Origin of the sequence: uncultured Henriciella sp., assembly GCF_964005855.1 — a bacterium.
In the GTDB taxonomy this organism is placed as follows: domain Bacteria; phylum Pseudomonadota; class Alphaproteobacteria; order Caulobacterales; family Hyphomonadaceae; genus Henriciella.
The window spans coordinates 1-23,099 of the sequence record NZ_CAXFSW010000022.1; the positions used below are offsets into that span (position 1 = coordinate 1).

Below are 23,099 nucleotides of genomic sequence, written 5' to 3' on the forward strand. Positions count from 1 at the left end.
CCCCTCATCCCCGGCCCTTCTCCCGGTGGGAGAAGGGTGAAGAGGAAATCCATCCACACCCCTACAAATCACTCCCATACTACACGCCTCCCATCACCAGACAGGGCGGTCCGGACCGACCGGGTGGAGATGGTTCTCGTCAAAGCCCCGCGTGCCGGTACAGACCCCGGCAGGCGCGGTAGAGGCGGGAGGGCTCGCCTGCATCAGCAATGATGCGGGCTGAGTGGAGTGCGAAGGTGACCGGTGCTGCGGGTGGGGTGTAACGCCCCTGCCATGTGGTCGGCGTCATGTGGGGTAATCAGTGCTGCGCAGGCTGTCCTGCGTACGAAAATGTTTCCGAGACGGGCCGGGAGTGAGACATCCGAACGGCCGATACCCTTCGCAAGGGCGCGTCCATGGCGGTCGCTCTACAGCCACGCCGAAAGGCTGGCATTACCTATAGCGTCCACCACGGACGCGCCCGGCCCTGTCACTTCAGGGCAAGACTAAAGCGCACCGCCAGCGGGAAACCGTGTGGCGATAGTGGTGTTTGGGGGGACTATTCCACCTCTCCCGAGGGAGAAGGGAGAAGCACAGCCCTGAGCGCGCCAGCGCCGATACGGGAGCAAACCCAAAACACCCCACTTGCCACCCGATCCGCCCGCCATAAAATGGCGCCAGCAAAGAGGGAGGGGACACCGCCATGCTGAAGACCACCATGACCGCCGCCGCGGTTGCCGCCATTGCGATGGCCGCTGCGCCAGCCGCCCATGCCGGGCCGGACGAGTATATGGGCGAGATCATCACCGTGGCCTTCGACTTCTGCCCGTCCAATACGCTCGAAGCCGACGGCCGCCTCCTTTCCATAAGGGAAAATGCCGCGCTCTTCTCCTTGCTGGGCACCCACTATGGCGGCGATGGAAACAGGACGTTCGCCTTGCCGGACCTTCGGGCCGAGACCGATTATGAAGCCGCGGACGTGGCGCACGGCGACCGGCTGAAACACTGAATCGTCGTGCAGGGCATCTACCCCTCGCGCGGCTAGACGATCAGGCGGCAACGTCCGGAACGGGCAGGCGGACCTTTTCGCCCATGATGCCATTGGCGCGGATCGCCCGGGCGCATTCGAAACTGCCCGCCCGGAAGGCGCGGCAGGCTTCGGGCCGGTCCTCATAGACTTGGCAGGCCGCCTTGCCGTTTGACAGGTCCAGATGGACGCAATGGCCGCAAGCAAAGTTCACATAGCTCTCGCCATTCTCATGGATGAGGCTTTCCGGCGGCAGCGCGCGCGAGGCGTCATAGGAGAGAAGTTTCAGATAGCGCGGGTTGCGGCTGAAGCAGCACGCCCCGCAGGACACACAGTCAAACGCCTTGTCGGACATTGATTGTCAAAGGACCCACCGCGCGAAATGCGGCCTTCCGCACCGGCCCGCGGCGGCAGGTGATTACGCCGCGGGCCTTGTTCCGGCAAGCGGTTTCTTGTCAGCGCAGGGCCGCTTCGACATCGGCGATATCGCCATCGCCCTGAACGGGCTCGACCCCGGTCAGCTTCGCCAGAAGCGGATAGACCGAGGTGTTGTCGAACGTGCCAAGATCGGTGCCGGGCTCGATGTCCGGGCCGTTCGCGATGAACAGCGCCGCCATGTTTGCATCGGCCGGATCATAGCCATGGTCGCCGCCCGCGCCGCGCCAGGCCGGCATCTCGGCACTCTCATAGCGCCAGCCGTTCTCGGCAAGGCAGATGATGGCCGGCACGCGGGGATTGGCGCCATAGGCGAAGCGTTCCGGCAGGTTTTCCTTCGCCCAGCATTCGCCATGCGGATGCGTGCCGATCAGCGCCGCGCGGACCTCTGCCTCATGGCCGGGCAGGGGGGAGAGGCCGGCAAATGTACCGGTCCAGACCGTGTGCACTTTCTCCGGCGCAATCATGACGTCGAGCGACATGATTTGCTCGTCGCTGATCGGCGCCATGCCATGGTCTGACACAAGGACGAGATTGGTGCTTTCCCGCAGACCGCGCGCCTCAAGTCCGGCGATGAAGCGGCCAAGCGCGGCATCGACCTGCGCCAGCGCCGAGGCGGTCTTCGGGCTCTGCGGACCATAAAGATGGCCGGCCGTGTCGACCGTGTCGAAATAGAGGGTGGCAAATTGCGGGCGTTCGGCTTCGGGCGCATCGAGCCAGGAGAGCAGCATGTCGACGCGGCCGAAATCGGTCAGCTTCTGGTCGAAGGGCGCAAAGGTCGAGGGGCGGGTGCCGTGGATCTCAAAGTCAGAGCCCGGCCAGAACATGGTCGCGCTGCGGATGCCCTGCTGCTCGGCGCTGACCCAGATCGGCGTGGCTTCCTCCCACCAGATCGGGTCGGAGGTCACGGAGGGGTCGGACAGGGTAAACACATCGCCCGGCCGGCGTGCATCCTCCATCGTATTGTTGACGATGCCGTTATGGTCCGGCGTCAGGCCGGTGACGAGCGTATAGTGATTGGGAAAGGTCTTGGACGGGAAGGAAGGCTGAAGGGCGCCGCGCACGCCGGTCGCGGCCAGCTGGTTGAGCACCGGCGTTTCGCCGCGCGTGAGATAGTCGGGCCGGAATCCGTCAATCGAGACGAGCACGGTGAGCGGGGCCGGGGAGGCGGTGTCAGCTGGCGGTGCTGCCACCTGAATTGGAGCCGGGGCAGTGGAAGCGGGAGCGGCGGTGCAGGCTGCAAGGGCGAGGACTGCAAGGCCAGAGATCACGGAAAGGGTCGAGCGCATATTTTCTGCTACTCCAAAAATGTGACCGCCGCACGAAGCCAAAGCGGCGCAGGTGCCACAAGCCCGTCATGTGCGGCCCGCCCCATCTGAGCCCTCACAGGTCGCATAATCTTCACAATGGCGCGCTAGGCGACTAATCCACGTCTGAAGGAGCTGCCCTCATGTCCCGTTTCGCCCTGGCCGCGCTCGGCCTTGCTATCCTTCTTCCCGCCGGCGCAGCTCTTGCCGAGCCGGAGCCCAAAGCGCCCGTCTATGAGACGATCAGCGTCCACGGCGCCGAGATGGACTCCCTTGAAGGCTGGACGTTGGAGCCAAAGCCCTGGTCCCACAATCGCATCGTTTTGCGCACGGGCGGCTACAGTTCAGCAAGTGTGCAGACCGTCAAAATGCCCGAACTTGATGCGCTGACCCGTGCCGTAGACCTCGAAATGGCGATCGGCATTGCCCTTGGCGCCGAGGGTGTCCGCAATGTCAGCCTCTCCAGGCAGCGTGAGATAACCGGCGAGGCGGCCGACGTTTTCCGCGACGTCCTTGATGCGCCCGGCGGCCGGTTCTTTGCCTGGATTGCCACAGGCGAGCGCGCGGACAGCCAGATGAAGGCGGCTGGCTTCAGCATTATTACCGCGCAAGGGGACAGTCCTGGAACGGGCATCGACTATTTCTTCGCGACGACGGAGGAATATGAGCATCTCGGCGGTGCGATTGTGCCGATGGCCCGCTATTTCGAAATTGGCTTTTCAGAGCCGGACCCGGACGTGCTCGCCTATGGACGTCAGAGCGATGAGAAGGCCGTTGCCGTACTGGCCGAACAGTTCGAGGCTTTCATGCTGGGGATCGCGATGACGCAGGCTCAGATGGGCCTGCTTGACCAGACCAGCCTCTCTATCCTGCAAGGCCTGGGGCAGGTCGTCCCATACGGGCTGCAGGATCCGATGTGGGACTGGTAGGTGCCAGACGGGGGAGTGGGAGAACGGATAAAACACGACCCCATGCAGGCCCTCCGGCGTCCGTCTCTTGACGCGGCCCACCCGCTCGCCCACTTGGCAGTCCTCATGGCTCCCAAGGATTATCCCCAGACGCCCGACGGGCGGTATTTCGTTGCCAGCGGCAAGCTCTGGCGCTGCTCCGATCCGCGCCTGACCCCGGCGGGCCGCAAGGCACTCACCTCGAATTTGATGGCTGCGCGCCGCAAGGTGAAAGAGGTGCAGAACAATGAAGCAAAGCTCCGCGCGGCCCGCCGTCAGGTGAATGCCGCCAAGGAAGCGCTGGGCGAGCGCGGGCCGGTCTGGTGGGATGATGGCGCCCCGGATGAGACGATGACCGCGCCGCAGGACAGCTCCTATGCCGGCTGGTGGGCGAGCCTCTCCGATGAGGAGCGCAAGAAGGGCTATGCCGGGCCGAAGAAAAAGGGCTGAGCGGCCCTAGCCCTCGCACGCCTCATAGCGCATGGCGATGAAGGCGACCGGGTCATTATTGGAATAGTTGAGCGCGTAATAAGGCTCTGAGCGCGCCGAACAGAGACCGAGCTGATCGGCCTGTTTCTGCAGGGATTTGAGGCTGGCTTCGGCTTCCTCGTCCTCCAGATTGACCAGGTAGACCACAGGATAGGCCGACATGTCGTCCGGAAGGTCTGTCGGCGTTTCCGGGGGATGGAGGTTCTGCGTGCCGAGAGTCAGCACATAGGAGGGTTCGGCATAGCCAAGCGCCAGCACGCGGTCCGGACCTTGCCGCTCGCCGCAATCGGTGCGCGGGATGCCGCAGACATCGGCGAGGGCGAGCTTTGCGGTCTCGGTCGCCTGGATCCAGGTCTGTGAGGGCAGGACAAAGATACGTGCCTGCCAGCCGAGCAGCAGCGCGGCCAGCACGCCGCCGGTGACGGCAATCCCGACCCGGCGGAAGACCATCGCACCAGCAGCCAGAAGCACAAGCAGGGCACCCGGCACCCAGAGCCAGAGCGGAAAGTCGCGCGCCCCGCCCCACTGGGCCATCACATCGGCCTCACTGGCTGTGCGGAAATCGCCAATCTTGTCGGCCTGCAGGAGATCGACCGCCCAGGGGGAGGTGAACAGAACAAGGGCCACACCGCCAATCAGGAAGAGGATCGTCGAGAGATAGCGCGAAACTGGCGCGCGGGCGTCTTCCATCAGCTTGACCGCCGCCCAGCCGCAGAGAAGACCGAAGGCTGGGTAGGCCGGCAGGATATAGTGGCTGAGCTTGGTCAGCAGCAGTTCGAAGAATATCCATGTCGTCAGCGCCCAGGCGACGAGGAATTTCAGCGCGTCGCGGTCCACATCGCCAAGCGATTCCAGTGTGCGGTGACGTAGATATCGCCAGCAGAGCACCACAGCCGGGACCATCAGCAATATACCGGGGAAGAACCAGGCCGGCAGATGCAGAAGGTGATAGCCGGGCAGTCCGCCATGGCCTTCAGAGGCTGAAACCAGCTTGTCCTTCAGATCCTTGCCGACCGCGCCTTCGACATATGTCCCATGGGTGGCAATCTGGATGAGGATCAGCCAGGGCAGCACCATGAGCACGCTGATCAGCGGGCCGGGCCACCAGGCGAGCGACTTCATCCACTGATAATCGCGCCGGTCCCACAGCCAGAGAATGAGGATCGCCATGCCCGCAACAAGCGAAATGACAGGCCCCTTGATGAGGAAGCCCGCGCCATGAATGATCCAGAAGGCGAGCGCGAGACGCTTGTCATTGTCCTTGCGCAGATAGAGGCGCACCAGGCAGCCCATGGCCAGCGTGATGAGGAAGACCAGCACGCCATCGGTCTTGGAGATGTGAGCCTCAGAGGTCAGGAGGAGACTGGAGCCGAAAAGTGCCGAGCCGATAAAGGCCGCCCGCCGCCCGATGGCGGGTATGCCAAGCCAGAAACAGGCAAGAACGGCAAGGCCGGCCCCAATCCAGCTCGGCACGCGATAGGTCCAGATGTCGAGATGCTCGCCCTCGCCGAAGGCGGCGGTTGACCCTGCCTGCAGCCAGTGAATGCCGGCGGGCTTCTTGTTGCGGAACTCATCCTGATAGCGGATGGCGATATAGTCGCCGGTCTCCAGATACTGTTTCGAGGCCTGCGCGAAACGGCTTTCGTCCCGGTCCAGTGCCGGCAGGTTGAACACGCCGGGCGCGGCTGCCGTCATGGTCAGCGCGAAAAGGATGATCCAGGCTTTCCAGCCGGTTGCGAGACGGTCGATCCAGGTCATTAAACGTGCTTGTAGCGCCAATCGGTTGGGCATGAAACGTCGAAGTGCTGCGCACGCGTTCGCGGGGTTTGCTTCCGCCTCGGCGCGGTCTAGGGTCGGCGCTTCGGTTGAGAAGAGGGGTCACCATGAAAGCCTGGTTCAGAATGGATCTGTGGAAGCGCGTGATGATCGGGCTTGTGCTCGGCACGCTGATCGGACTCTGCTTCCGTTACGGGCTCTCAGAGGAAGGCGCCTCGCAGGCAGCTTCCTATTTCAAACCGTTCGGCGACCTCTTCCTGAACCTGATCCGGATGCTGGTGGTCCCGCTTATCTTCCTGACCCTTGTTTCTGGCGTCCTCGCCATGGGCGACCCGAAAAAGCTCGGCAGTCTCGGCGGGAGGGCCATCGGCATCTACATGGTGACCACTTTCGTCGCCGTCACCATTGGCCTCATCATCGGGACCATCCTGCAACCCGGCGCAGGTTTCGACGTCGGCGCAGTTAGCCAGGACCAGATCGAGGCAACGCGCGCCCAGCTGGAAAGTGGCGGGGCGATGGAAACAGTCGGCGTGTTCGAACAGATCATGCGAACGGTCCTCGCCATTGTGCCGACAAACATCGTCGAGGCCATGGTGAATGGCGATGTCCTGCCGATCATCTTCTTCGCGATCATGTTCGGCATCGGTATCCTTCTGGCCGGTGAAGCCGGCAAGCCCATCGCAGATGTCTTCAATTCCGGCGCTGAAGCCATCTTGAAGCTGACCCTGATCGTCATGGAAGTCGCCCCGTTTGGCGTGCTGGCGCTGATGGCCTGGGTGATGGCCGAATATGGTCTCGATGTCGTGGTCGCGCTCGGCATGATGACGCTGTCGGTCTATCTCGCCTGCGTCCTTCACATACTGATCACGCATGGCACCTTGCTGAAGGTCGTGGCCCGGCTGCCGCTTCTGCCTTTCTTCCGTGGGGTGACCGATGCGCAGATGGTCGCTTACTCGACCTCATCCTCCAGCGCGACACTGCCTGTCACGATCAGCGTGGCGGAGAACAATCTCGGGGTCAGCAAGCCGGTCGCATCCTCGGTGCTGCCGCTTGGCGCGACGATCAATATGGACGGCACAGCGCTCTATCAGGGCCTGATTGCGTTATTCGCCGCGCAGGCGCTCGGCATCGACGTCCACATCGGCATGTATTTCACCGTTGCGATCATGGCGACGCTGGTTTCCATCGGGACCGCTGGCATCCCATCGGTCAGCCTGTTCCTTGCGACCACCACGCTCAGTGTGATCGGGGCGACGCCGGACCAGATGCTTCTCATCCTTGCGCCGCTCTTCGCGTTTGATCGGCTGCTCGACATGATGCGAACGCTGACCAACATCACCGGCGACCTGGCGGTCTCGACCGTGGTTGCAAAGTGGGAAGGCGAGTTCGACGAGCGCGTCTATATGGCTGAGGATAATACTACCGCCGATATCGACCGCACGATGCTGAAATAGGGCTCAGAGGTTCGCCAGCTCCTTGCGGACAGGCGCGGCCCGGTTGGGCGCGCTCTGTGAGAGAACGCGGCGGACCACGTCGCCGATCAGCTTGGCATCCCGCTCGCGGGAGCTGCCGGCGCGCCAGGCAATGCCGATCTGGCGCCCGATCACCGGCGTCTCGAAGGGGCGGATCGTGACATCGGCGCCAGCGGCCACACCAGCCTCAGAGGCGATGCGCGGCAGAAGCGAGACACCCAGCCCGCCAGCCACCATCTGCACCAGTGTCGCAAGCGATGTCGCCCCGATATCGGAGCCGCCGCGCGCCGCGTCGAGCGAGCAGAGCGAAACGGCATGGTCGCGCAGACAGTGGCCGTCCTCCAGAAGCAGAAGATCCTCGCCCGCAAGATCCTCAGGCCGGATTGTCCTGGCCATCGAAAGCGGATGATCCCTCGGGCCGACGAACAGGAATTCGTCGTCGCCCAGCAATTCTGTCTCGATGCCGGGCGTGTTCCAGGGCAGGGCGATCAGGGCGGCATCGAGCTGGCGGCTGCGAAGCCCGTCCAGCAGCCTGTCGGTCTGGTCCTCTCGCAGATAGAGCTTCAGCTCCGGATGCGCGCTGCGCAGGTCGGCAACCGTGCGCGGCAGGAGGTAAGGTGCCAGCGTCGGGATCGCACCGAGATGGAACGGGCCGGATAGGGGAGCGCCTGCCTGCTGGGCGCTGGCAACAAGATCGGCCGCGCCTGAGAGGATGGCGCGCGCCCGCTGGACCGCTTCTTCCCCAGCCAGGGTGAGAGAGGCGCCGCGTGCCTCCCGCTCGACAAGCTGCACACCCAGCAGCGCCTCGATTTCCTTGATCGCCGAGGACAGTGTCGGCTGCGTCACATTACACGCATCGGCAGCCCGGGAGAAGGAGCGTTCATCGGCCAGGGCGCACAAAAACTGGAGCTGTCGAAGCGTCGGTAGATGCATAGGGCTGCTCTATATCAACTATCGTATTTATCAATTTGTTTATGGGTCATTTAACATGCAAACCGGCAATACGACACGGGCTAACCGTGCATATATGCATATCAACTATTCCTGAAAGGATCTCCCAGATGCTTGGTATTGGCGCACAACTTCCAGACTTCAAAGTCGTCGGCGTAAAGCCGAAATTCATGAAGCATGAGCAGAACGGCGAAAGCGCGTTTGAAGAGCTCACGCGCGACAGCTTCCACGGCAAGTGGAAGGTCATCTTCTTCTACCCTAAGGATTTTACCTTCGTCTGCCCGACCGAGATTGCCGAGTTTGGCCGTCTCGCCGAAGAGTTCGAGGACCGCGACTGCGTCGTTCTCGGCGGTTCGACCGACAATGAATTCGTCAAGCTCGCCTGGCGCCGCGACCACCCGGATCTGAACGAACTGCCGATCTGGCAGTTCGCAGATACCAATGGCTCGCTCGTCGATGGCCTTGGCGTGCGCAATGAGGAAGAAGGCGTCGCCTATCGCGCGACCTTCCTCGTCGACCCGCACAATGTCATCCAGCACGTCTATGTGAACAACCTCAATGTCGGCCGTAATCCGCAGGACACGCTGCGCGTGCTCGACGGTCTGCAGACCGATGAGCTTTGCCCGTGCAACCGTGAGGTTGGCGGCGAAGTGCTGAACGTCGCAGCCGAGTAAAGACCCAGACGGCCCGGCCATATTGCCGCCGGGCCATTTCCCTGACAGCCCTGTACGGCGCGGTGCGAGCCACCCGCTCGTACAGGGCTTCTCAATGACAGAAACAGAGAGTTTCCAGATGACGATCGACACCCTCAAATCGGCCCTTCCGTCCTATGCAAAGGATCTGAAGCTCAATATCGGTTCGCTCGCCAATGAGACGATCCTGAACGACCAGCAGAAATATGGCTGCATGCTCGCCTGCGCCTATGCCATCGGGACCGCCGACATCGTTTCGGCCATGAAGGCAGAAGGCGAAGCCCACCTGTCTGAAGAGGCGGCCAACGCAGCCAAGGCGGCGGCGGCGATCATGGGCATGAACAATGTCTATTACCGCTCCGTCCACCTTCTGAAGAACGAGACCTATGGCACGCTGCCGGCGCGCCTGCGGATGAACGTCATCGGCTCGCCCGGTATCGAAAAGGCGGACTTCGAGCTGTTCTCCATGGCGGTTTCGGCGGTCAATGGCTGCGGCATGTGCCTCGATGCCCATGAGGCAGAGCTGCGCAAGGCCGGTTTCACCTCAGAGCAGATCCAGGCCTCTATCCGTATCGCCGCGGTGGTGAATGCGGTGGCCCGCGTGCTCGAGGCGGAGAAAGCGGCCGGTTGAGGCCAGACATGTCGTAAAGGCGGGCGGGCGAATTTGCCTGCCTGTCCTTGCGTCTTTCATGTATTATGCGCCGTCCGGCCGCTATGGCCGTGGAGGTAGGCGCTTATGAACCTTGATGCCCCGGGTCTGGAAACTTCTCTGATCCGGCTGGAGCCGCTGGCCGAGCGCCACCGCGCGGACCTCCTCTCCCGCGGGGTTGGCGACGAGCTTTGGCGGCTGATGCCGACCATACCGGCTGGCAACACGTTGGCCGCCTATTTCGACCATATCCTGCGGATGCCAGCGCTTGGCACAGGACAGGGCTATGCCGTCATCCTGCGCGAGACGGGGGCCTTTATCGGCTTTGCCGTCTTCCTTGCGCCCAACAAGCCGCACCGGCGCCTGCGCATTGGCTATACCTGGCTCGACAAACCCTGGAGAGGCGGGACGACCAGCAGCCATATCCATTACCTTCTGCTTCGCCGCGCAATTGAGTGGCGCGCGCGCCGGGTCGAATGGATGATGTCGACGCGCAGCGAACGGGGCGTCGCCCTGCTGGAACGCTGGGGGGTCCAGCGTGAGGGCGTATTGCGGCAGTATTCGCGCATGGCCGATGGCAGCTGGGCCGACGTGATTGTCTTCTCCGTGGTCGGCGATGAGCTTGCCGAAATGGTTGCCCGGCTGGAGAAGGAGCTTGCCGAAGACGGGTGAGCCGCCTCCGGGCCTTGATTTAAAGGGCTGCCCGTGCTTTAGGCACCCCAAATTCCGCGCAAAATGAAAAAGCGCGCTTTTCCGGGGCTCAGAACCCGGCGAAGCCCCCGCCCGGCGAATGTTCGCTCAGCGGGGTCGCAACGCTTTGCGCATAATGATGGAGCGCTTACCTGTAGCGAGACAGGCAAGCAGGGAGTAACGCGATGTTTGACGCGCTGACAGACCGCCTAGGCGGTATATTTGACGGGCTGACCGGCCGGGGTGCGCTGTCCGAGAAGGACGTGACCGCCGCGCTGCGGGAAATCCGCGTCGCGCTGCTTGAGGCCGACGTCGCCCTCCCGGTGGTCAAGGACTTCATTTCCAGGGTGAAGGAACGCGCGGTTGGCGAGGAAGTCATCCGCTCGGTCAAACCTGGCCAGCAAGTCGTCAAGATCGTCCATGACGGCCTCGTTGAAATGCTGGGCGGCGAAGATGCAGAAACCCGCCTTCGCGTCGATAATCCGCCTTCTGTCGTCATGATGGCTGGGCTTCAGGGCTCGGGTAAGACGACGACGACCGCCAAGATCGCCAAACGCCTGGCTGAGCGCGACAAGAAGAAAGTCCTGCTCGCCTCGCTCGACGTGCGCCGTCCGGCGGCCATGGAGCAGCTTGCCGTTCTGGCGGGCCAGTGCGGCCCGAACGTGACCTCGCTTCCTATCGTTGAAGGCCAGATGCCGGCAGAGATTGCCCGGCGCGCGCTTCAGGCGGCCAAGCTTGGCGGCCATGATGTGGTCTTCCTCGATACGGCTGGCCGGACCTCCATCGATGAACAGATGATGGCTGAGGCTGCTGAGATCGCAAAGATCGCGCAGCCGAAAGAGACCCTCCTCGTTGCCGACGCCCTAACCGGTCAGGACGCGGTGGAAACCGCCCGCCGCTTCCATGAGCGTCTGCCGCTTTCCGGCCTCGTCCTCACCCGTATGGACGGTGATGGCCGCGGCGGCGCCGCGCTTTCCATGCGCGCCGTCACGGGCCTTCCGATCAAATTCCTCGGCACGGGCGAAAAGCTCGACGGTCTTGATGCCTTCGATGCGAAACGCGTGGCCGGCCGTATCCTCGGTCAGGGCGACATTGTCTCCCTGGTGGAGCGCGCCGGCGACCAGCTCGATCAGGAAAAGGCCGAGCGCATGGCCAAACGCATGCGCAAGGGGGAGTTTGACCTCAACGACCTTTCCGAACAGCTCAAGCAGATGCAGAAAATGGGCGGTCTTGGCGGCATCATGGGCATGCTGCCGGGTGCCAAGAAGGCCAAACAGGCCATGGCTGCGGCCAATATGGATGACAGCGTTATCAAGCGCCAGGAGGCGATCATCTCCTCCATGACGAAGAAAGAGCGTGAAAAACCCGCCCTCCTCAATGCCTCCCGCCGCAAGCGCGTGGCCGCCGGTGCCGGTGTCGAAGTGTCCGATGTCAACAAGGTGCTGAAGATGCACCGTCAGATGGCCGACATGATGAAGAAGATGTCGAAAGGCGGCATGAAGGGCATGATGAATGCCCTCGGCGGCGCAGGCGTCAGCCCCAAGGACATCGCCAAGATGGGCCAGGGCGCGGGCATGCCTGGCGGCCTTCCGGGCCTCGGCGGCGGCCAGCTGCCACCCGGCATGGGCGGGGGTAAGAAGAAGTGACCGCCCCGCTCGAAGACCTCGAACGCCTGCGCGCCAGCATCGACAATATGGATGCGATCCTGCTCCACACGCTGGCGGAGCGTTTCAAGCTGACCCAGCAGGTCGGCGTGCTGAAGGCGCAGAATGACATGCCGCCGGCCGACAAGGCCCGCGAGGCGCGCCAGATCGAGCGGCTGAAACGCCTCTCGGAAGATAGCGGCCTCGACCCGGCCTTTGCCGAGAAATTCCTCAATTTCATCGTGGCCGAAGTCATTCGCCACCACGAGAAAATCCGGGGAGGTCAGTCATGATCTTCTCGACCGAATACGCCCAAGTCTTGCCCCTTACGGGCAAGGCGAAGGCGCAGCGGCGTCTGGCCCCGGCCAGACACTAGTCCGCGAGCACTAAATCCAGAAGACGCCATAAGACACTTAAGGAGATACACCATGGCTCTCAAAATTCGCCTCGCACGCGGCGGTTCTAAAAAGCGGCCCTTTTACCGGGTCGTTGTTGCCGATGCGCGCGCCCCGCGTGACGGCCGCTATATCGATAAGATCGGTACCTACAATCCGCGCCTTCCAAAGGACTCCGAAGAGCGCGTGAACATCGACGCCGAGAAAGCTGCTGAATGGATCCGCAAGGGTGCCCAGCCGACCGACCGCGTCGCCCGCTTCCTGAGCAACCTCGAAGTCGAAGGCAAGAAAGTCTACGAGTGGACGCACGGCAACAACCCGAACAAGGGCGAGCCGGGCACCAAGGCAAAAGAGCGCCTTGAAGAGAAGGCCGAGAAGGAAGCTGCCCGCAAGGAAGCTGAAGAAGAAGCAAAGCGTGCGGCTGAAGAAGCCAAGAACGCCCCTGTTGAAGAAGAAGCCCCTGCAGAAGCCGAAGCTGAAGAAGTTCCGGCCGAAGAGGCTGCTGAAGAAGAGAAAACCAGCTAGGCCTTACGCCAGCGAGTTATTCAGGCCGGGCAGAAATGCCCGGCCTTTTTTTGTTCGTTGGCTCCAGCGTCGGCGCTGCTTGGCTTCATCCTTCGACAGGCTCAGGATGAGGTATTTCTTTGCTGACGGTTTCGCGACAGAGCTGGCAATGCATCATAGTCGCCGCGGATGAGGGCGTCTTTCTTGGCCCTCGACCACCCCTTGATCTGGCGTTCGAACGCAACGGCGTCGATTATGGATTCGGAGGCGGCGCACCAGGCGAGCTCTACCGGCAGATATCTGCCAGTATAGCTATCCGCGAACTTGCGGGTGTTGTGTTCATAGACGCGCACAGTCACGTCGGCGCCGCGATACGTGCCGGTGTAATATGCCCCGTTCGAACACCGGAGCATATAAATCCAGATCGCCGGACCGGCATCCCGCATGCCTATCTCCCCCCTTCCCGACCTCATCCTGAGCCTGTCGAAGGATGAAGCGACAGGCGGGGCCGCTGGAAACCACGCACCCGCCCTCGGCCCGGCTTATTACATCTGCATCGTCCAGCCTTCGACGCCCATGGCGGCCTGGCGGACGGCTTCGGACATGGTCGGGTGGGCGTGGCAGGTGCGGGCGAGGTCTTCGGATGCCGCGCCGAATTCCATGGCGACGCAGACCTCATGGATCATCTCACCGACGCCGACGCCCATCATGTGCGCGCCGAGGATGCGGTCGGTCTTGGCATCGGCAAGGATTTTCACAAAGCCGGTCGTCTCATGATTGGTCCGCGCGCGGGAATTGGCCTGGAAGGGGAATTTGCCCTTCTTGTACTCGATGCCGGCCTCTTTCAGCTGGGCTTCGGTCTTGCCGACCCAGGCGATCTCCGGGTTCGTGTAGACCACGCTCGGCACCATGTCATAATCGACATGGCCCGCCTTGCCAGCGATCAGCTCGGCGACGGCGGCGCCGTCATCCTCTGCCTTGTGGGCCAGCATCGGCCCGTGAATGCAGTCACCGATTGCCCAGACACCGTCGGCAACCTTGAAGTGATCGGTGGTCTCGATAACGCCGCGCTTGTCGGTCTTGCCGCCAACCGCTTCGAGGCCCAGCCCTTCGGTATAGGGGCGGCGGCCCACAGCGACGATGATGGCATTGGCTTCGAGGGTTTCCTCGTCACCGCCTTTTGCAGGCTCCATGAAAAGCTTGACCTTGTCGTCCATCCGCTCAACGCCAGTGACCTTCTGGCCAAGGCGGAACTCAAGGCCCTGTTTCTTGAAGACGCGCTGGGCTTCCTTGGCGATCTCATCGTCTGCGCCCGGCATGACGCGGTCGAGATATTCGACCACGGTCACATCGGCGCCAAGACGGGACCAGACCGAGCCGAGCTCCAGCCCGATAATCCCGGCGCCGATAACGATCAGCTTTTCGGGAATTTCCTTGAGCGCGATGGCCCCGGTATTGGTCACAACGCGCTTTTCGTCGATCTCGATATTCGGCAGGGTGGACGGCTCAGACCCCGTCGCGATCACGATATTCTTCGCATTCAGCGTCTTCTGCTTGCCGTCCTCGCCATCGACCTCGACGACGCCCTTGTCCTTGATGCGGCCAAAGCCTTTGACGTAATCGACCTTGTTCTTCTTCATCAGGAATTCGATGCCCTGGGTCAGGCCCTTCACGGCATCTTCCTTCTGGCTCATCATCTGCGGCAGGTCGACCTCGACCCCGCCGGTCTTGATGCCGAGCCCTTCGAAATCATTCTTGGCCGCCGCGAACAGTTCAGACGCGTGCAGCAGCGCCTTGGAGGGGATGCAGCCGACATTGAGGCAGGTGCCGCCGAGCACGCCGCGCTTGTCGATGATGGCGGTCTTCAGGCCAAGCTGGCCGCAACGGATCGCGCAATTGTAGCCGCCGGGGCCGCCGCCGATAATCACTACATCGTAAGTGTCTGACATGGGATTTTTGCCTGTAAGTCTGAACAAGGATTGCTTGCCCGCGAACCTAAGCACTGACGGGGCGAAATCAATGCGGGCAAGGCGCAAGGCTCATTTGCGCGGAGAGAAGGTCAGCACACCGCAGATCACCAGGAGAAAGGGCGCCAGGATCGCCTCGTCGCGCCAGACTGTATAATCGGCGCCAAGCGCGACCATCGCCCCGGTCATCAGGGCAAAGACCAGGGCGCCGGCAGAAAACACCCAGACGGCCCCGCGGATGGCGGCCAGCGCCAGACCCCCGCCAATAATGAGCAGGGCCGTTGAAATGACGCGCAGCAAGGCGACGGGCGGGTTGAGAAGTTCGGTCGCAAGGTCACTGCCGAGCGAGATCTGGCGCATGATGGGGGTAATGGTCTCCCACAGCATCCAGGCGGCCACACAGGCACCGACCAGTCCGGCAAGTCGTCTGACCCGCATGCTTTTCTCCCCGCCGCCGACTCTCGTCTGCGTCATATCGGATGCAGGTCGATGCGCCAAGCGGGAGAGGCCGGATTGCGCCGATGAGATGCCTTGCCCCTAGAGGCGGCCCTGCCGGGCCAGCATCCGGCGCCCGTCAGCGGCAAACTGGGCACGCTGGCGCGCAATGGCGGCCGGCACCGGGCCTCTGCGGCGGCGCACCGGCTGCGGTGCGTCCGGCTCAGGCTGCGCGGCGCGGTGGGCAAGCAGCTGCTGGAACTGTTCGCGGCTGAGATGGACACCGTCCTCACCGGCCTCAACGGGCCCGTTTGAGGCCGGCCGCTCGCCGGCCAGCAGGAAGACGGCCGTGCCCAGCATGGCGAGGATAAGCGCGCCCCCCGCGAGGATCCCCTGCGGCCCACTTGGATCCATCCACCAGCCATCCTTGAACGAGACCATGAAAAGCGCAGGCGATGCAGATGCACATCCCATCAGATACCAGGCGAGCCCGCCTTTCTTGCGCGACACCGTAGCCGCAGACGCATAGAAGCAGAGCGAGGCGAGGAAATAGGGCGCGCCATAGGCAAAGCCGAGCTCGCGCCAGTTCACCAGTTCAAGCCCAAGCGAAGGGTCTGGATGGAAAAAGAGCGTCACCACCATCATCATGCTCGGCCACCGGATCGCCGTCAGGCAGGCGAAAGCGAAGAAGATCGCGACGAGGGCAATGAGAAAGGCGATAAGGCGGCGTGACATAGGACCTGTATAACCTGGCCGCGATTGATGCGGCGTGAATGGTAACTTTCAATTTCACCCGGTCTGGAAAGGTCTCGTTCACGATTTGGCGAAGGGTGCTGGCCACAGCGGCGGGCCGCGCCATATTGCCGGTCATGACCGAAGAGACTTCATTTCCCCGCAAGACCGTTTTCGCGCTGACAGCAGCGGGCGCTATCCCATTTGTCGCGCTCGTCATTGCCATGGCCCTGCTGGAGGCGCCGACCAATTCGACCGCCGCCCTCTGGCTGCAGACCTATGCCGCAGTGATCCTCTCCTTTCTGGGCGGTATCCGCTGGGGTCTGGCGTTCGGCCGGCCGGGGGGATCGACCGCGACATTCGCGCTTTCGGTCTGCCCGGCGCTCGCCGGCTGGGCCATCCTGCCGCCCGCGATCATTCTCGTGCCCAGCCCGAACTGGTTCCTCGCCTATGCCGGTCTGTTCGCGCTCCAGCTCATCTGGGACCTCCGCTCGCCCGGCGTGCCCGCCGGCTTCAAGCCGCTGCGCTTCGGTGTCAGCCTTGTCGTGATCGGCGCGCTGGCCGGCGCGTGGGCGGTCCAGACCTGGCTTTTCTAGGCGAGGTCGCTCTCGCCCATGCTCTGCGGGAAGGCGATGGCGGCCGCGATAAAGCTCATCACCGCAAGCGCCAGTGAGACAAGCGCGTTCCACCCCGCCATGGAGAGGCCCATCATCCGCCATGCTGCGTCCGTGCAGGACACGGTCGCCGTCCGCTCATCCAGCCCGTCGAGGCTGAGCCCCATCACGTCGACCGCTTCGGCTGAACAGCCGCTCGGCGCGGGCCACCACTTCCACTCCACACCGGCATGATAGGCCGCGACCACGGCGCCGGTCATGAAGACCAGGCCCAGCATCACATTGAAGGCGACCATAAAGCGCCGGTTGTTGCGGATGTTCCAGAGGATCAGCCCGGTCACCGCCATGGCGGCAGCGGCCCAGTAGACTTCACGCTGGCGAAGGCAGAGCTCGCAGGGCAGGAGAAAGGCAAACCGCTCAAAGGCATGCGCCGTTGCCAGCATCGCCAGCGACACGCCAAGTGCGATAAGAGGCCAGCGCCAGGTTCGCAGGAGAGGTGACATTGCCGCGGCCATGGTCAGCACCATTCACAATAGGAAATCTCGGACTGCAGGGACAATGAAGCGGGGGCGGGTGGCACGCAATGCGACAACGCGCGCAGGCTGCAGAAGCCCCGCGTCTACCCGCTTACCGTGCGTACGCCGAGGGCGACGAGGGCAATCAGCGTTGCGATCCACGCCGTCCCGATGACGGACCCCAGAATGACCAGAATGCCGTCCCGCGCCATCAGGCCGAAGGCGACAATGGCAACACCGATCCCCGGCACGGTATTGGTCGAGGGCAGCGGCACCAGGATCGAGGCGCAGAAGAAGACCATGAACAGACCGATCACCCGTTCACCCACCGGCGCCATGAGGAAAGTCAGGCGCGGCCGCGCGATCTTTTCCAGCCAGCCAAACCATTTGCGTCCGCCTTTGGCGGTGCGGGTGAGGCCTTTCCTGTCGATCTTCCGGCTTGCAAACTTCTCAGGCAGCCAGGGTTCGCGCCGGCCCATCGCCATCTGACCGGCCAGCACCATCATGGGCAGGGAGACGACCTGCGGGACCCCATAGAGAAACGGGATGCAGCAGGGCAGGGCGAGGATGAACAGCGCTGCCCCGAAGGCGCGTTCATGCAGCCGGTCAAAGATCTCGCGAAGGGTAAACCCCTCCTCGGGAGCTTCCGCTGCCATGGACTCAATCGATTGCAGAAAGGTGCGGGGCGAAAGCTCTGTCGTCATGGCGCTCCCCCTAGCGCGCTTTTCCGCACTGGTCGAGATGATTGACGCCGCAAAAGCCATGAGGCAGAGCGAGTGCCGGTATTCCAGACACGCCCCGGTGGTGGAATTGGTAGACGCGGCGGACTCAAAATCCGCTTCTGGCAACAGAGTGCCGGTTCAAGTCCGGCCCGGGGCACCAAGCATTTCGGGTGATCCTTTCGGATCAGAAATCAGGCCCGCAGACTAATTCTACGAAATGAATGCCTGGGAAGGAGCTTTAGCAGTCGCCCCTTCATCAGCCTGCCTACCGCACTTTGATCGCGCGAGGGGCCGTTAGCCCCTTCGGCCGGGCGGTTCTTAACCACGGACCCGATCGGCTATTAGGATCAGTTCAACCTCTATGCCTATGTCGGCAATGATCCGGTGAACAGGACGGATCCGACGGGGGAACAGATCTGTCGATCCTGTTCAGGAGGAAGCGCAGCGGGCCCGGCGGCGACGTTTGCGGGACAGAGTACGTCTGGACGGGCTAGTTGGGATTCCGCTAACCGGATCACGAATGAAGAGCGATTGGAAACGATCTCGGAAGCTGCAAGTAGACCGTCAGATGCGTTTGGAAGCTATAAGAGTTGGAGAAAGGCAGACCTCTCCGCGCGTCGGTTAGAGGGGGCCTCAGTGGTGGCTGTTGGCGCACCTGGCTTAGCGCTGACAGCTACGACTTCTGGCCCCGTGGTTGGTGGTATATTGTTTGGAGGTTCGTTGGCTTTCGAAATGGAAGCTTCAATGCAAGCCGTAAGTGGGAATTTTGATGGGAAGGCACTTGCTTTTGAGACTTTGAAAGGCGCTGCACTTGGTGGGATGGGGTCAAAAGTCATTAGTGCATCGAAGCTGTATTCTAACAGTAACGCCGGTGGCGTGGCGCTAGGCATGACGATTAATGCGATTGTATTGCCACAGGCCTCAGGTGTCCTATCTGGAGGTTTCGCATCGCTTCATGGCCGGAATCCGGAACGGGCATATGGTAACGCTGTAGCTCTAGGAGTGCTTTAGGAGATGGGTGTGGCCCTCGCGGGCAAATAAAAGAGGTGTTTCGTGAGCGACTTGAAGAGAGGTCTTATTGTTTTTGGGGTAGGTATCCCCGTGGCCGTTTGTATAGGTTTATGGCAGGTTTTCCTTAGCGCGGGTGTCTGCGAGGGAATTCAGGCGCAGGGCGATGAAGGTTGCGGTCTTGCCGCTAGAGGACAATTTTTTCTCAACAATCTCTTTATTTTCGGATTCGGTGCATTTGTTTGGATTGTGGGCGGTATTATGGCTGGTGTGGTAATTTTAAGGATCATAGATGGAGGTGATGGTTAATATACTTTTTGGTTTTGCGCCCTAATTATAATTTGTTTTAAATACATTAGTTTTAACGCCCTTTTTACCTGACCCCACTTGAGGGGCTCTTGGTGTGCCAAGGCGATTATCTGGTTTAGCTTAAACGAGGCAGGTGAGTGGACTTTGGGTGTGACCTGGGCCCTTGGCTCGCGCCTCCATTTCCTGAGTCTCCCCGCGCCCTAGCTCCCCCATCACACCAGCAGGGAGCCACATATATGTCAGCTGTCATAATCGGCGCGACCGGCGGGATCGGCCGCGCGCTTGCCCTGGGTCTTGCCGAACGTGGGACACAGGGGACGATCCACGCGCTATCGCGTTCCGGCGGGGGTGACTGGCCGGACGGTGTCATTCCGGGCCGGATAGATATTCTCGACGAGGCAAGCATTGAAGACGCGGCCGCTCGGCTGAAAGAGGATGGTCCGGTGGAGCTTTGTATTGTCGCGACCGGCCTCCTGTCGGACGGCGAGGATCTGCAGCCGGAAAAGTCCTGGCGGCATCAATCGATGGCTGCCTATGAGCGGGTGTTCCGCCTCAACACGTTCGGGCCGGGTCTTGTCGCCAAACATGTCCTGCCGCTCATGACGCGCGGCGAACGAGCGGTTTTCGCGGCGCTGTCGGCCCGGGTCGGTTCTATCGGGGATAACGGCTATGGCGGCTGGCACGCCTATCGGGCCTCAAAGGCTGCGCTCAACATGCTGATCCGGAATTTCGCCATCGAGTGGACCCGCAAGTCCGAGGAGAGCATCTGCGTCGGCCTGCATCCCGGCACGGTCGATACGCAGCTATCGGCGCCGTTTCAGGGCAATGTGCCGGACAAGCAGCTCTTCTCACCCCAGCAATCTGCGGGCTATCTGCTGGATGTCATAGGGAAGCTCTCACCCGCCGATACCGGCAAGGTCTTCGACTGGCAGGGCAAGGAAATAGAGCCCTAGGCCGACCCGGCCGTCAAAAGACTCGTTATACCCCGACGATGATTGCGGGCGCGCCTACCCGGCCAGCGTATTCTCCAGCACAGAGCGCGCATCATAGGCGTTCGGATCATCCGGCCGGGGGCCATTGCCGATCAGGATTTCGATACTCTCTGTCGTCTTCTCATTCGAGCCGCCGATCGGGAAGCCGATGCCGACGCCCACGCCGACACCGGAACTTGACCCATAGCGACCTGATGAGCTGCCGCCGCCAATGGAGACAGATGAGCGCGGTCCGCTGGCGCCAGCCTCCTGGTCGACATAGCCGCCAACCACGCGAAACCAGTCGGCATTGTTCTCAAGTGTCACCTCGGCGGCCCGGCGCAGCGCATAGCTGCGCGCTTCCTCGGGCGAAAGCGCGGTATAGCGCACGCGGTAGCGGTCGGACTCGATAGGCTGGACGGTGAAGCCCTGTGCATTCGCAGACGTCGCAGGCCCATAGGGCTGCGCGGTCGTGCATGCGCCAAGAATGAGTGTCGCCAGTCCGGCGGCTGCGAGAAATGTTTTTCTCATAATATATCCTGCCTTTCGAAAGCGGGTGGCATCCAGTCTGCCATATGAGGATGAACGCACGGCAACATGAAAGTTCCGCTGAGGTTCAGCTGCCCTCCTTTAGACAGAAGGCCAAGCGCGGCAAGGCCGGAACCCTGACCGGCCCGTGGACGCCGCGTTTCAGGCGGGTATCGCGCCGGACTGCCTGGTCAGCCGGTGCTGGCAGCATTGCGGCGCGGCCCAGTCGGCAGAAAGCCTCTGGCGGGCGGCGGCATGCGGGGGACTATGCGCCGCCCGGCCCGCCTTCTTCCTATTTCTTCGGTTTGCCGGAGGTATGGCGGCCGAAATTCACGTCGGACGTGTCCTGGCCCGCATCGATGATTGCCTTGCGGATGCCGCGGGCACGCTCGAATTCCTTCATCAGCATGTCGCCATCGCCCCAGCGTATGGCCCGCTGCAGGGCGGCAAGGTCCTCGCTGAACCGCCCCAGCGTTTCCAGCACCGCTTCGCGATTGTTGAGGAAGACATCGCGCCACATGGTCGGGTCGGAGGCGGCGATCCTTGTAAAGTCGCGAAAACCGCCCGCCGAATATTTCACCACTTCGCCCTCGCCGACGCTTTCCATGTCATAGGCGGTCGAGACAATATTATAGGCGATGAGGTGCGGCAGGTGGGAGGTGATGGCCAGTACCCGGTCATGCCGGCCAGCTTCCATGATCTCCACCTTTGAGCCCAGCATTTCCCAGAAGGCCGCCAGCCGGTCGAGCGCCGAATTATAGGCTTCTTCCTGCTGGGGCAGGGGGGTGAGAATGTACCAGGCATCGCGGAACAGGGTCGCAAAACCGGCTTCAGGTCCGGACTTTTCCGTCCCCGCAATCGGATGGCCTGGAATGAGGTGCACGCCCGGCGGGCAGTGCTCCTGCATGGCGGCCAGCGCCTTTTCCTTGACCGAGCCGACATCGCTGAGGATCGCGCCGGGCTTGAGCGAGGGCGCCAGCGTCTCACAGGCGGTGGCAATCGCGCCCACGGGGACGCAGAGGATGACGCAGTCGGCGTCCTTGCAGGCCGCCTCGGGCGTCTCGCAGATATCGCCCAGATTCAGCTGGCGCGCCCGGTGGCGTACCGCTTCGTCAGCGTCGTAGAGGGCAACATGCCCCGCCGCGCCGGTATCGCGCGCAGCCAGCGCGATCGAGGACCCGATCAGCCCGGCCCCGATTATGGCAATCCGGTCGAAGACGGGTTTGATCATGGTCTAGCTGGCTTTCGAAAAAGCGTCGAAGGCGGCGAGGACATCATCATTGGCCTCTGTCGTGCCAATCGAGAGACGCATGCAGTGCGCCAGGCCATAGGCCTTCATGTCGCGGATGACGATCCCCTTGGAGCGCAGGAAGACATCAGCCTCCTCGGCCCGCTTCTCACTGCCGAAATCGATGAGCAGGAAGTTGGCGACGCTCGGGAAGACCTTGAAGCCCATCTTTTCCAGGGCAGGCTTCAGCCGGTCTAGTTCGCCATTATTGTGCTTTACCGACTTGGCAACGAAAGCGTCGTCTTCCAGCGCGCCAAGCGCGGCGGCCTGCGCGACGGAGGTGACATTGAATGGCCCCCGAACGCGGTGAACCGCGTCGATGACGCTTTCCGGCCCATAGGCCCAGCCAAGACGCAGGCCTGCCAGCCCGTGGATCTTGGAGAAGGTGCGTGTGACCAGCACATTCGGATAGTCGCGCGCCATCCCCATGCCGTCATCATAATCGTCCTTCTGGACATATTCGGCATAGGCCCCGTCCAGCACCAGCAGGATGTCCCCGCGAAGGCCGTCATGCAGCCGTTTCACCTCGCTGTGAGGGATATAGCTGCCGGTCGGATTGTTCGGGTTCGCCAGAAAGACGATCTTCGTCTTGTCCGTCACGCGTTCCAGCATGGCGTCCACATCGGTGCGCAGCTCTTTTTCCGGTGCGCTGACCAGCTTTGCGCCCGCCTGCTGGGCGACGAGGCTGTAGACGAGGAAGCCGTGCGCCGACTGCAGGACTTCATCGCCGGGCTGCAGATAGGCACGCCCCAGAAGCTGGAAGATTTCGTCAGAGCCAGCGCCGCAGACGATCCGGTCCGGGTCGATGTCATATTTCGCGCCAATCGCCTGGCGAAGCGCAAAGGCCGAGCCATCGGGGTAAAGCTCGAGATGACGGGCGGCATTGGTGAGCGCCTCAACCGCCTTGCTGCTCGCCCCTAGCGGGTTCTCATTGGAGGAGAGTTTCCAGCCATGATCGAGCTTCTGACCACCCTTGTAAGGCGTGATCTCGAGAATGTTCGAAAGTGGCTTTGGCCCGGTCATCAGACTGCTCCCTGTTTCAAGCTGATCCTCA

Annotated in this window: 26 protein-coding genes and 1 tRNA gene; 14 read left to right on the plus strand and 13 right to left on the minus strand. The window is 62.3% G+C overall.

Annotated elements, in window-relative coordinates; all coding sequences use genetic code 11:
• The first annotated feature begins 682 nt into the window (after positions 1 to 682).
• On the plus strand, positions 683 to 988 hold the full coding sequence (locus ABNU55_RS14250; protein WP_290749303.1) for a phage tail protein: 306 nt from the start codon (positions 683 to 685) through the stop codon (positions 986 to 988).
• A 40-nt stretch (positions 989 to 1,028) separates the two neighbouring features.
• On the opposite strand, the gene ABNU55_RS14255 is transcribed toward ABNU55_RS14250, so the two are convergent.
• Both ABNU55_RS14255 and ABNU55_RS14260 read right to left on the minus strand, forming a co-directional pair.
• Positions 1,029 to 1,361, minus strand: a complete 333-nt coding sequence (locus tag ABNU55_RS14255; RefSeq protein WP_290749301.1) for a YkgJ family cysteine cluster protein — start codon at positions 1,359 to 1,361, stop codon at positions 1,029 to 1,031.
• Positions 1,362 to 1,461: 100 nt separating this feature from the next.
• Positions 1,462 to 2,730, minus strand: coding sequence for an ectonucleotide pyrophosphatase/phosphodiesterase (locus tag ABNU55_RS14260; protein ID WP_290749298.1), 1,269 nt, complete (start codon positions 2,728 to 2,730; stop codon positions 1,462 to 1,464).
• Between the two features lie 161 nt (positions 2,731 to 2,891).
• Between ABNU55_RS14260 and ABNU55_RS14265 the strand changes: the two genes are divergently transcribed.
• Positions 2,892 to 3,677, plus strand: a complete 786-nt coding sequence (locus ABNU55_RS14265; protein ID WP_290749296.1) for a hypothetical protein — start codon at positions 2,892 to 2,894, stop codon at positions 3,675 to 3,677.
• Between the two features lie 105 nt (positions 3,678 to 3,782).
• Positions 3,783 to 4,145, plus strand: coding sequence for a hypothetical protein (locus ABNU55_RS14270; protein ID WP_290749294.1), 363 nt, complete (start codon positions 3,783 to 3,785; stop codon positions 4,143 to 4,145).
• Positions 4,146 to 4,151: 6 nt separating this feature from the next.
• Here the strand turns inward: ABNU55_RS14270 and ABNU55_RS14275 are convergent, their stop codons facing one another.
• On the minus strand, positions 4,152 to 5,942 hold the full coding sequence (locus ABNU55_RS14275) for a glycosyltransferase family 39 protein (protein ID WP_290749292.1): 1,791 nt from the start codon (positions 5,940 to 5,942) through the stop codon (positions 4,152 to 4,154).
• A gap of 125 nt (positions 5,943 to 6,067) precedes the next feature.
• On the opposite strand from ABNU55_RS14275, the gene ABNU55_RS14280 reads away from it, so the two are divergent.
• Positions 6,068 to 7,414, plus strand: a complete 1,347-nt coding sequence (locus ABNU55_RS14280) for a dicarboxylate/amino acid:cation symporter (RefSeq protein ID WP_290749290.1) — start codon at positions 6,068 to 6,070, stop codon at positions 7,412 to 7,414.
• Positions 7,415 to 7,417: 3 nt separating this feature from the next.
• Here the strand turns inward: ABNU55_RS14280 and ABNU55_RS14285 are convergent, their stop codons facing one another.
• Positions 7,418 to 8,365 carry a hydrogen peroxide-inducible genes activator gene (locus tag ABNU55_RS14285; protein ID WP_290749286.1) on the minus strand — a complete coding sequence of 316 codons (948 nt, stop codon included), beginning with the start codon at positions 8,363 to 8,365 and terminating at the stop codon, positions 7,418 to 7,420.
• A gap of 128 nt (positions 8,366 to 8,493) precedes the next feature.
• On the opposite strand from ABNU55_RS14285, the gene ABNU55_RS14290 reads away from it, so the two are divergent.
• The 6 genes from ABNU55_RS14290 to rpsP all read left to right on the plus strand — a co-directional run bounded on the left by ABNU55_RS14290 (position 8,494) and on the right by rpsP (position 12,977).
• Positions 8,494 to 9,057 carry a peroxiredoxin gene (locus ABNU55_RS14290; protein WP_290749283.1) on the plus strand — a complete coding sequence of 188 codons (564 nt, stop codon included), beginning with the start codon at positions 8,494 to 8,496 and terminating at the stop codon, positions 9,055 to 9,057.
• A gap of 118 nt (positions 9,058 to 9,175) precedes the next feature.
• The gene (locus ABNU55_RS14295) at positions 9,176 to 9,706 is read left to right on the plus strand and encodes a carboxymuconolactone decarboxylase family protein (RefSeq protein WP_290749280.1); all 531 of its coding nucleotides are present in this window, start codon (positions 9,176 to 9,178) and stop codon (positions 9,704 to 9,706) included.
• 105 nt (positions 9,707 to 9,811) lie between these two features.
• On the plus strand, positions 9,812 to 10,396 hold the full coding sequence (locus ABNU55_RS14300; protein ID WP_290749277.1) for a GNAT family protein: 585 nt from the start codon (positions 9,812 to 9,814) through the stop codon (positions 10,394 to 10,396).
• 203 nt (positions 10,397 to 10,599) lie between these two features.
• Positions 10,600 to 12,060, plus strand: coding sequence for a signal recognition particle protein (ffh, locus tag ABNU55_RS14305; RefSeq protein WP_290749274.1), 1,461 nt, complete (start codon positions 10,600 to 10,602; stop codon positions 12,058 to 12,060).
• Positions 12,057 to 12,350, plus strand: a complete 294-nt coding sequence (locus ABNU55_RS14310) for a chorismate mutase (protein ID WP_290749272.1) — start codon at positions 12,057 to 12,059, stop codon at positions 12,348 to 12,350. Before ffh ends, ABNU55_RS14310 begins: the two co-directional genes overlap by 4 nt.
• A gap of 135 nt (positions 12,351 to 12,485) precedes the next feature.
• A complete protein-coding gene (rpsP, locus tag ABNU55_RS14315) occupies positions 12,486 to 12,977 on the plus strand; it encodes a 30S ribosomal protein S16 (protein ID WP_290749270.1) in 492 nt (163 codons plus the stop codon).
• Positions 12,978 to 13,078: 101 nt separating this feature from the next.
• Here rpsP and ABNU55_RS14320 read toward each other — a convergent pair whose 3' ends face one another.
• The 4 genes from ABNU55_RS14320 to ABNU55_RS14335 all read right to left on the minus strand — a co-directional run bounded on the left by ABNU55_RS14320 (position 13,079) and on the right by ABNU55_RS14335 (position 16,093).
• Positions 13,079 to 13,402, minus strand: coding sequence for a GIY-YIG nuclease family protein (locus ABNU55_RS14320; protein ID WP_290749268.1), 324 nt, complete (start codon positions 13,400 to 13,402; stop codon positions 13,079 to 13,081).
• Positions 13,403 to 13,501: 99 nt separating this feature from the next.
• Complete coding sequence (gene lpdA / locus ABNU55_RS14325; protein WP_290759837.1) at positions 13,502 to 14,905, minus strand: dihydrolipoyl dehydrogenase; 1,404 nt, start codon at positions 14,903 to 14,905, stop codon at positions 13,502 to 13,504.
• 90 nt (positions 14,906 to 14,995) lie between these two features.
• On the minus strand, positions 14,996 to 15,361 hold the full coding sequence (locus ABNU55_RS14330) for a hypothetical protein (protein WP_290749262.1): 366 nt from the start codon (positions 15,359 to 15,361) through the stop codon (positions 14,996 to 14,998).
• 99 nt (positions 15,362 to 15,460) lie between these two features.
• Positions 15,461 to 16,093, minus strand: a complete 633-nt coding sequence (locus tag ABNU55_RS14335; protein WP_348764497.1) for a hypothetical protein — start codon at positions 16,091 to 16,093, stop codon at positions 15,461 to 15,463.
• Positions 16,094 to 16,131: 38 nt separating this feature from the next.
• Here ABNU55_RS14335 and ABNU55_RS14340 point away from each other — a divergent pair, with 38 nt between their 5' ends.
• Positions 16,132 to 16,686: a DUF3429 domain-containing protein gene (locus ABNU55_RS14340; protein ID WP_290755166.1), complete on the plus strand. Its 555-nt coding sequence runs from the start codon at positions 16,132 to 16,134 to the stop codon at positions 16,684 to 16,686.
• On the opposite strand, the gene ABNU55_RS14345 is transcribed toward ABNU55_RS14340, so the two are convergent.
• Entirely contained in the window at positions 16,683 to 17,207 is a 525-nt protein-coding gene (locus ABNU55_RS14345; RefSeq protein ID WP_290755168.1) for a disulfide bond formation protein B, read from the minus strand. The genes ABNU55_RS14340 and ABNU55_RS14345 overlap by 4 nt on opposite strands.
• 116 nt (positions 17,208 to 17,323) lie before the next feature.
• The gene (locus ABNU55_RS14350; RefSeq protein ID WP_290755171.1) at positions 17,324 to 17,923 is read right to left on the minus strand and encodes an exopolysaccharide biosynthesis protein; all 600 of its coding nucleotides are present in this window, start codon (positions 17,921 to 17,923) and stop codon (positions 17,324 to 17,326) included.
• A 91-nt stretch (positions 17,924 to 18,014) separates the two neighbouring features.
• Between ABNU55_RS14350 and ABNU55_RS14355 the strand changes: the two genes are divergently transcribed.
• The 3 genes from ABNU55_RS14355 (at position 18,015) to ABNU55_RS14365 (ending at position 20,211) form a co-directional block, all read left to right on the plus strand.
• Positions 18,015 to 18,101: transfer RNA gene (locus ABNU55_RS14355), tRNA-Leu, on the plus strand.
• Between the two features lie 893 nt (positions 18,102 to 18,994).
• Positions 18,995 to 19,258 carry a hypothetical protein gene (locus tag ABNU55_RS14360; RefSeq protein ID WP_290755173.1) on the plus strand — a complete coding sequence of 88 codons (264 nt, stop codon included), beginning with the start codon at positions 18,995 to 18,997 and terminating at the stop codon, positions 19,256 to 19,258.
• A gap of 236 nt (positions 19,259 to 19,494) precedes the next feature.
• Positions 19,495 to 20,211, plus strand: coding sequence for an SDR family NAD(P)-dependent oxidoreductase (locus ABNU55_RS14365; protein WP_348764498.1), 717 nt, complete (start codon positions 19,495 to 19,497; stop codon positions 20,209 to 20,211).
• Positions 20,212 to 20,265: 54 nt separating this feature from the next.
• On the opposite strand, the gene ABNU55_RS14370 is transcribed toward ABNU55_RS14365, so the two are convergent.
• From ABNU55_RS14370 to hisC, 3 genes are all read right to left on the minus strand, one after another.
• Positions 20,266 to 20,760, minus strand: coding sequence for a hypothetical protein (locus ABNU55_RS14370; RefSeq protein WP_290759829.1), 495 nt, complete (start codon positions 20,758 to 20,760; stop codon positions 20,266 to 20,268).
• A 289-nt stretch (positions 20,761 to 21,049) separates the two neighbouring features.
• Positions 21,050 to 21,988, minus strand: coding sequence for a prephenate/arogenate dehydrogenase family protein (locus ABNU55_RS14375; protein WP_348764499.1), 939 nt, complete (start codon positions 21,986 to 21,988; stop codon positions 21,050 to 21,052).
• Positions 21,989 to 21,991: 3 nt separating this feature from the next.
• Complete coding sequence (hisC, locus tag ABNU55_RS14380; protein ID WP_290759825.1) at positions 21,992 to 23,068, minus strand: histidinol-phosphate transaminase; 1,077 nt, start codon at positions 23,066 to 23,068, stop codon at positions 21,992 to 21,994.
• Between the last annotated feature and the right edge of the window lie 31 nt (positions 23,069 to 23,099).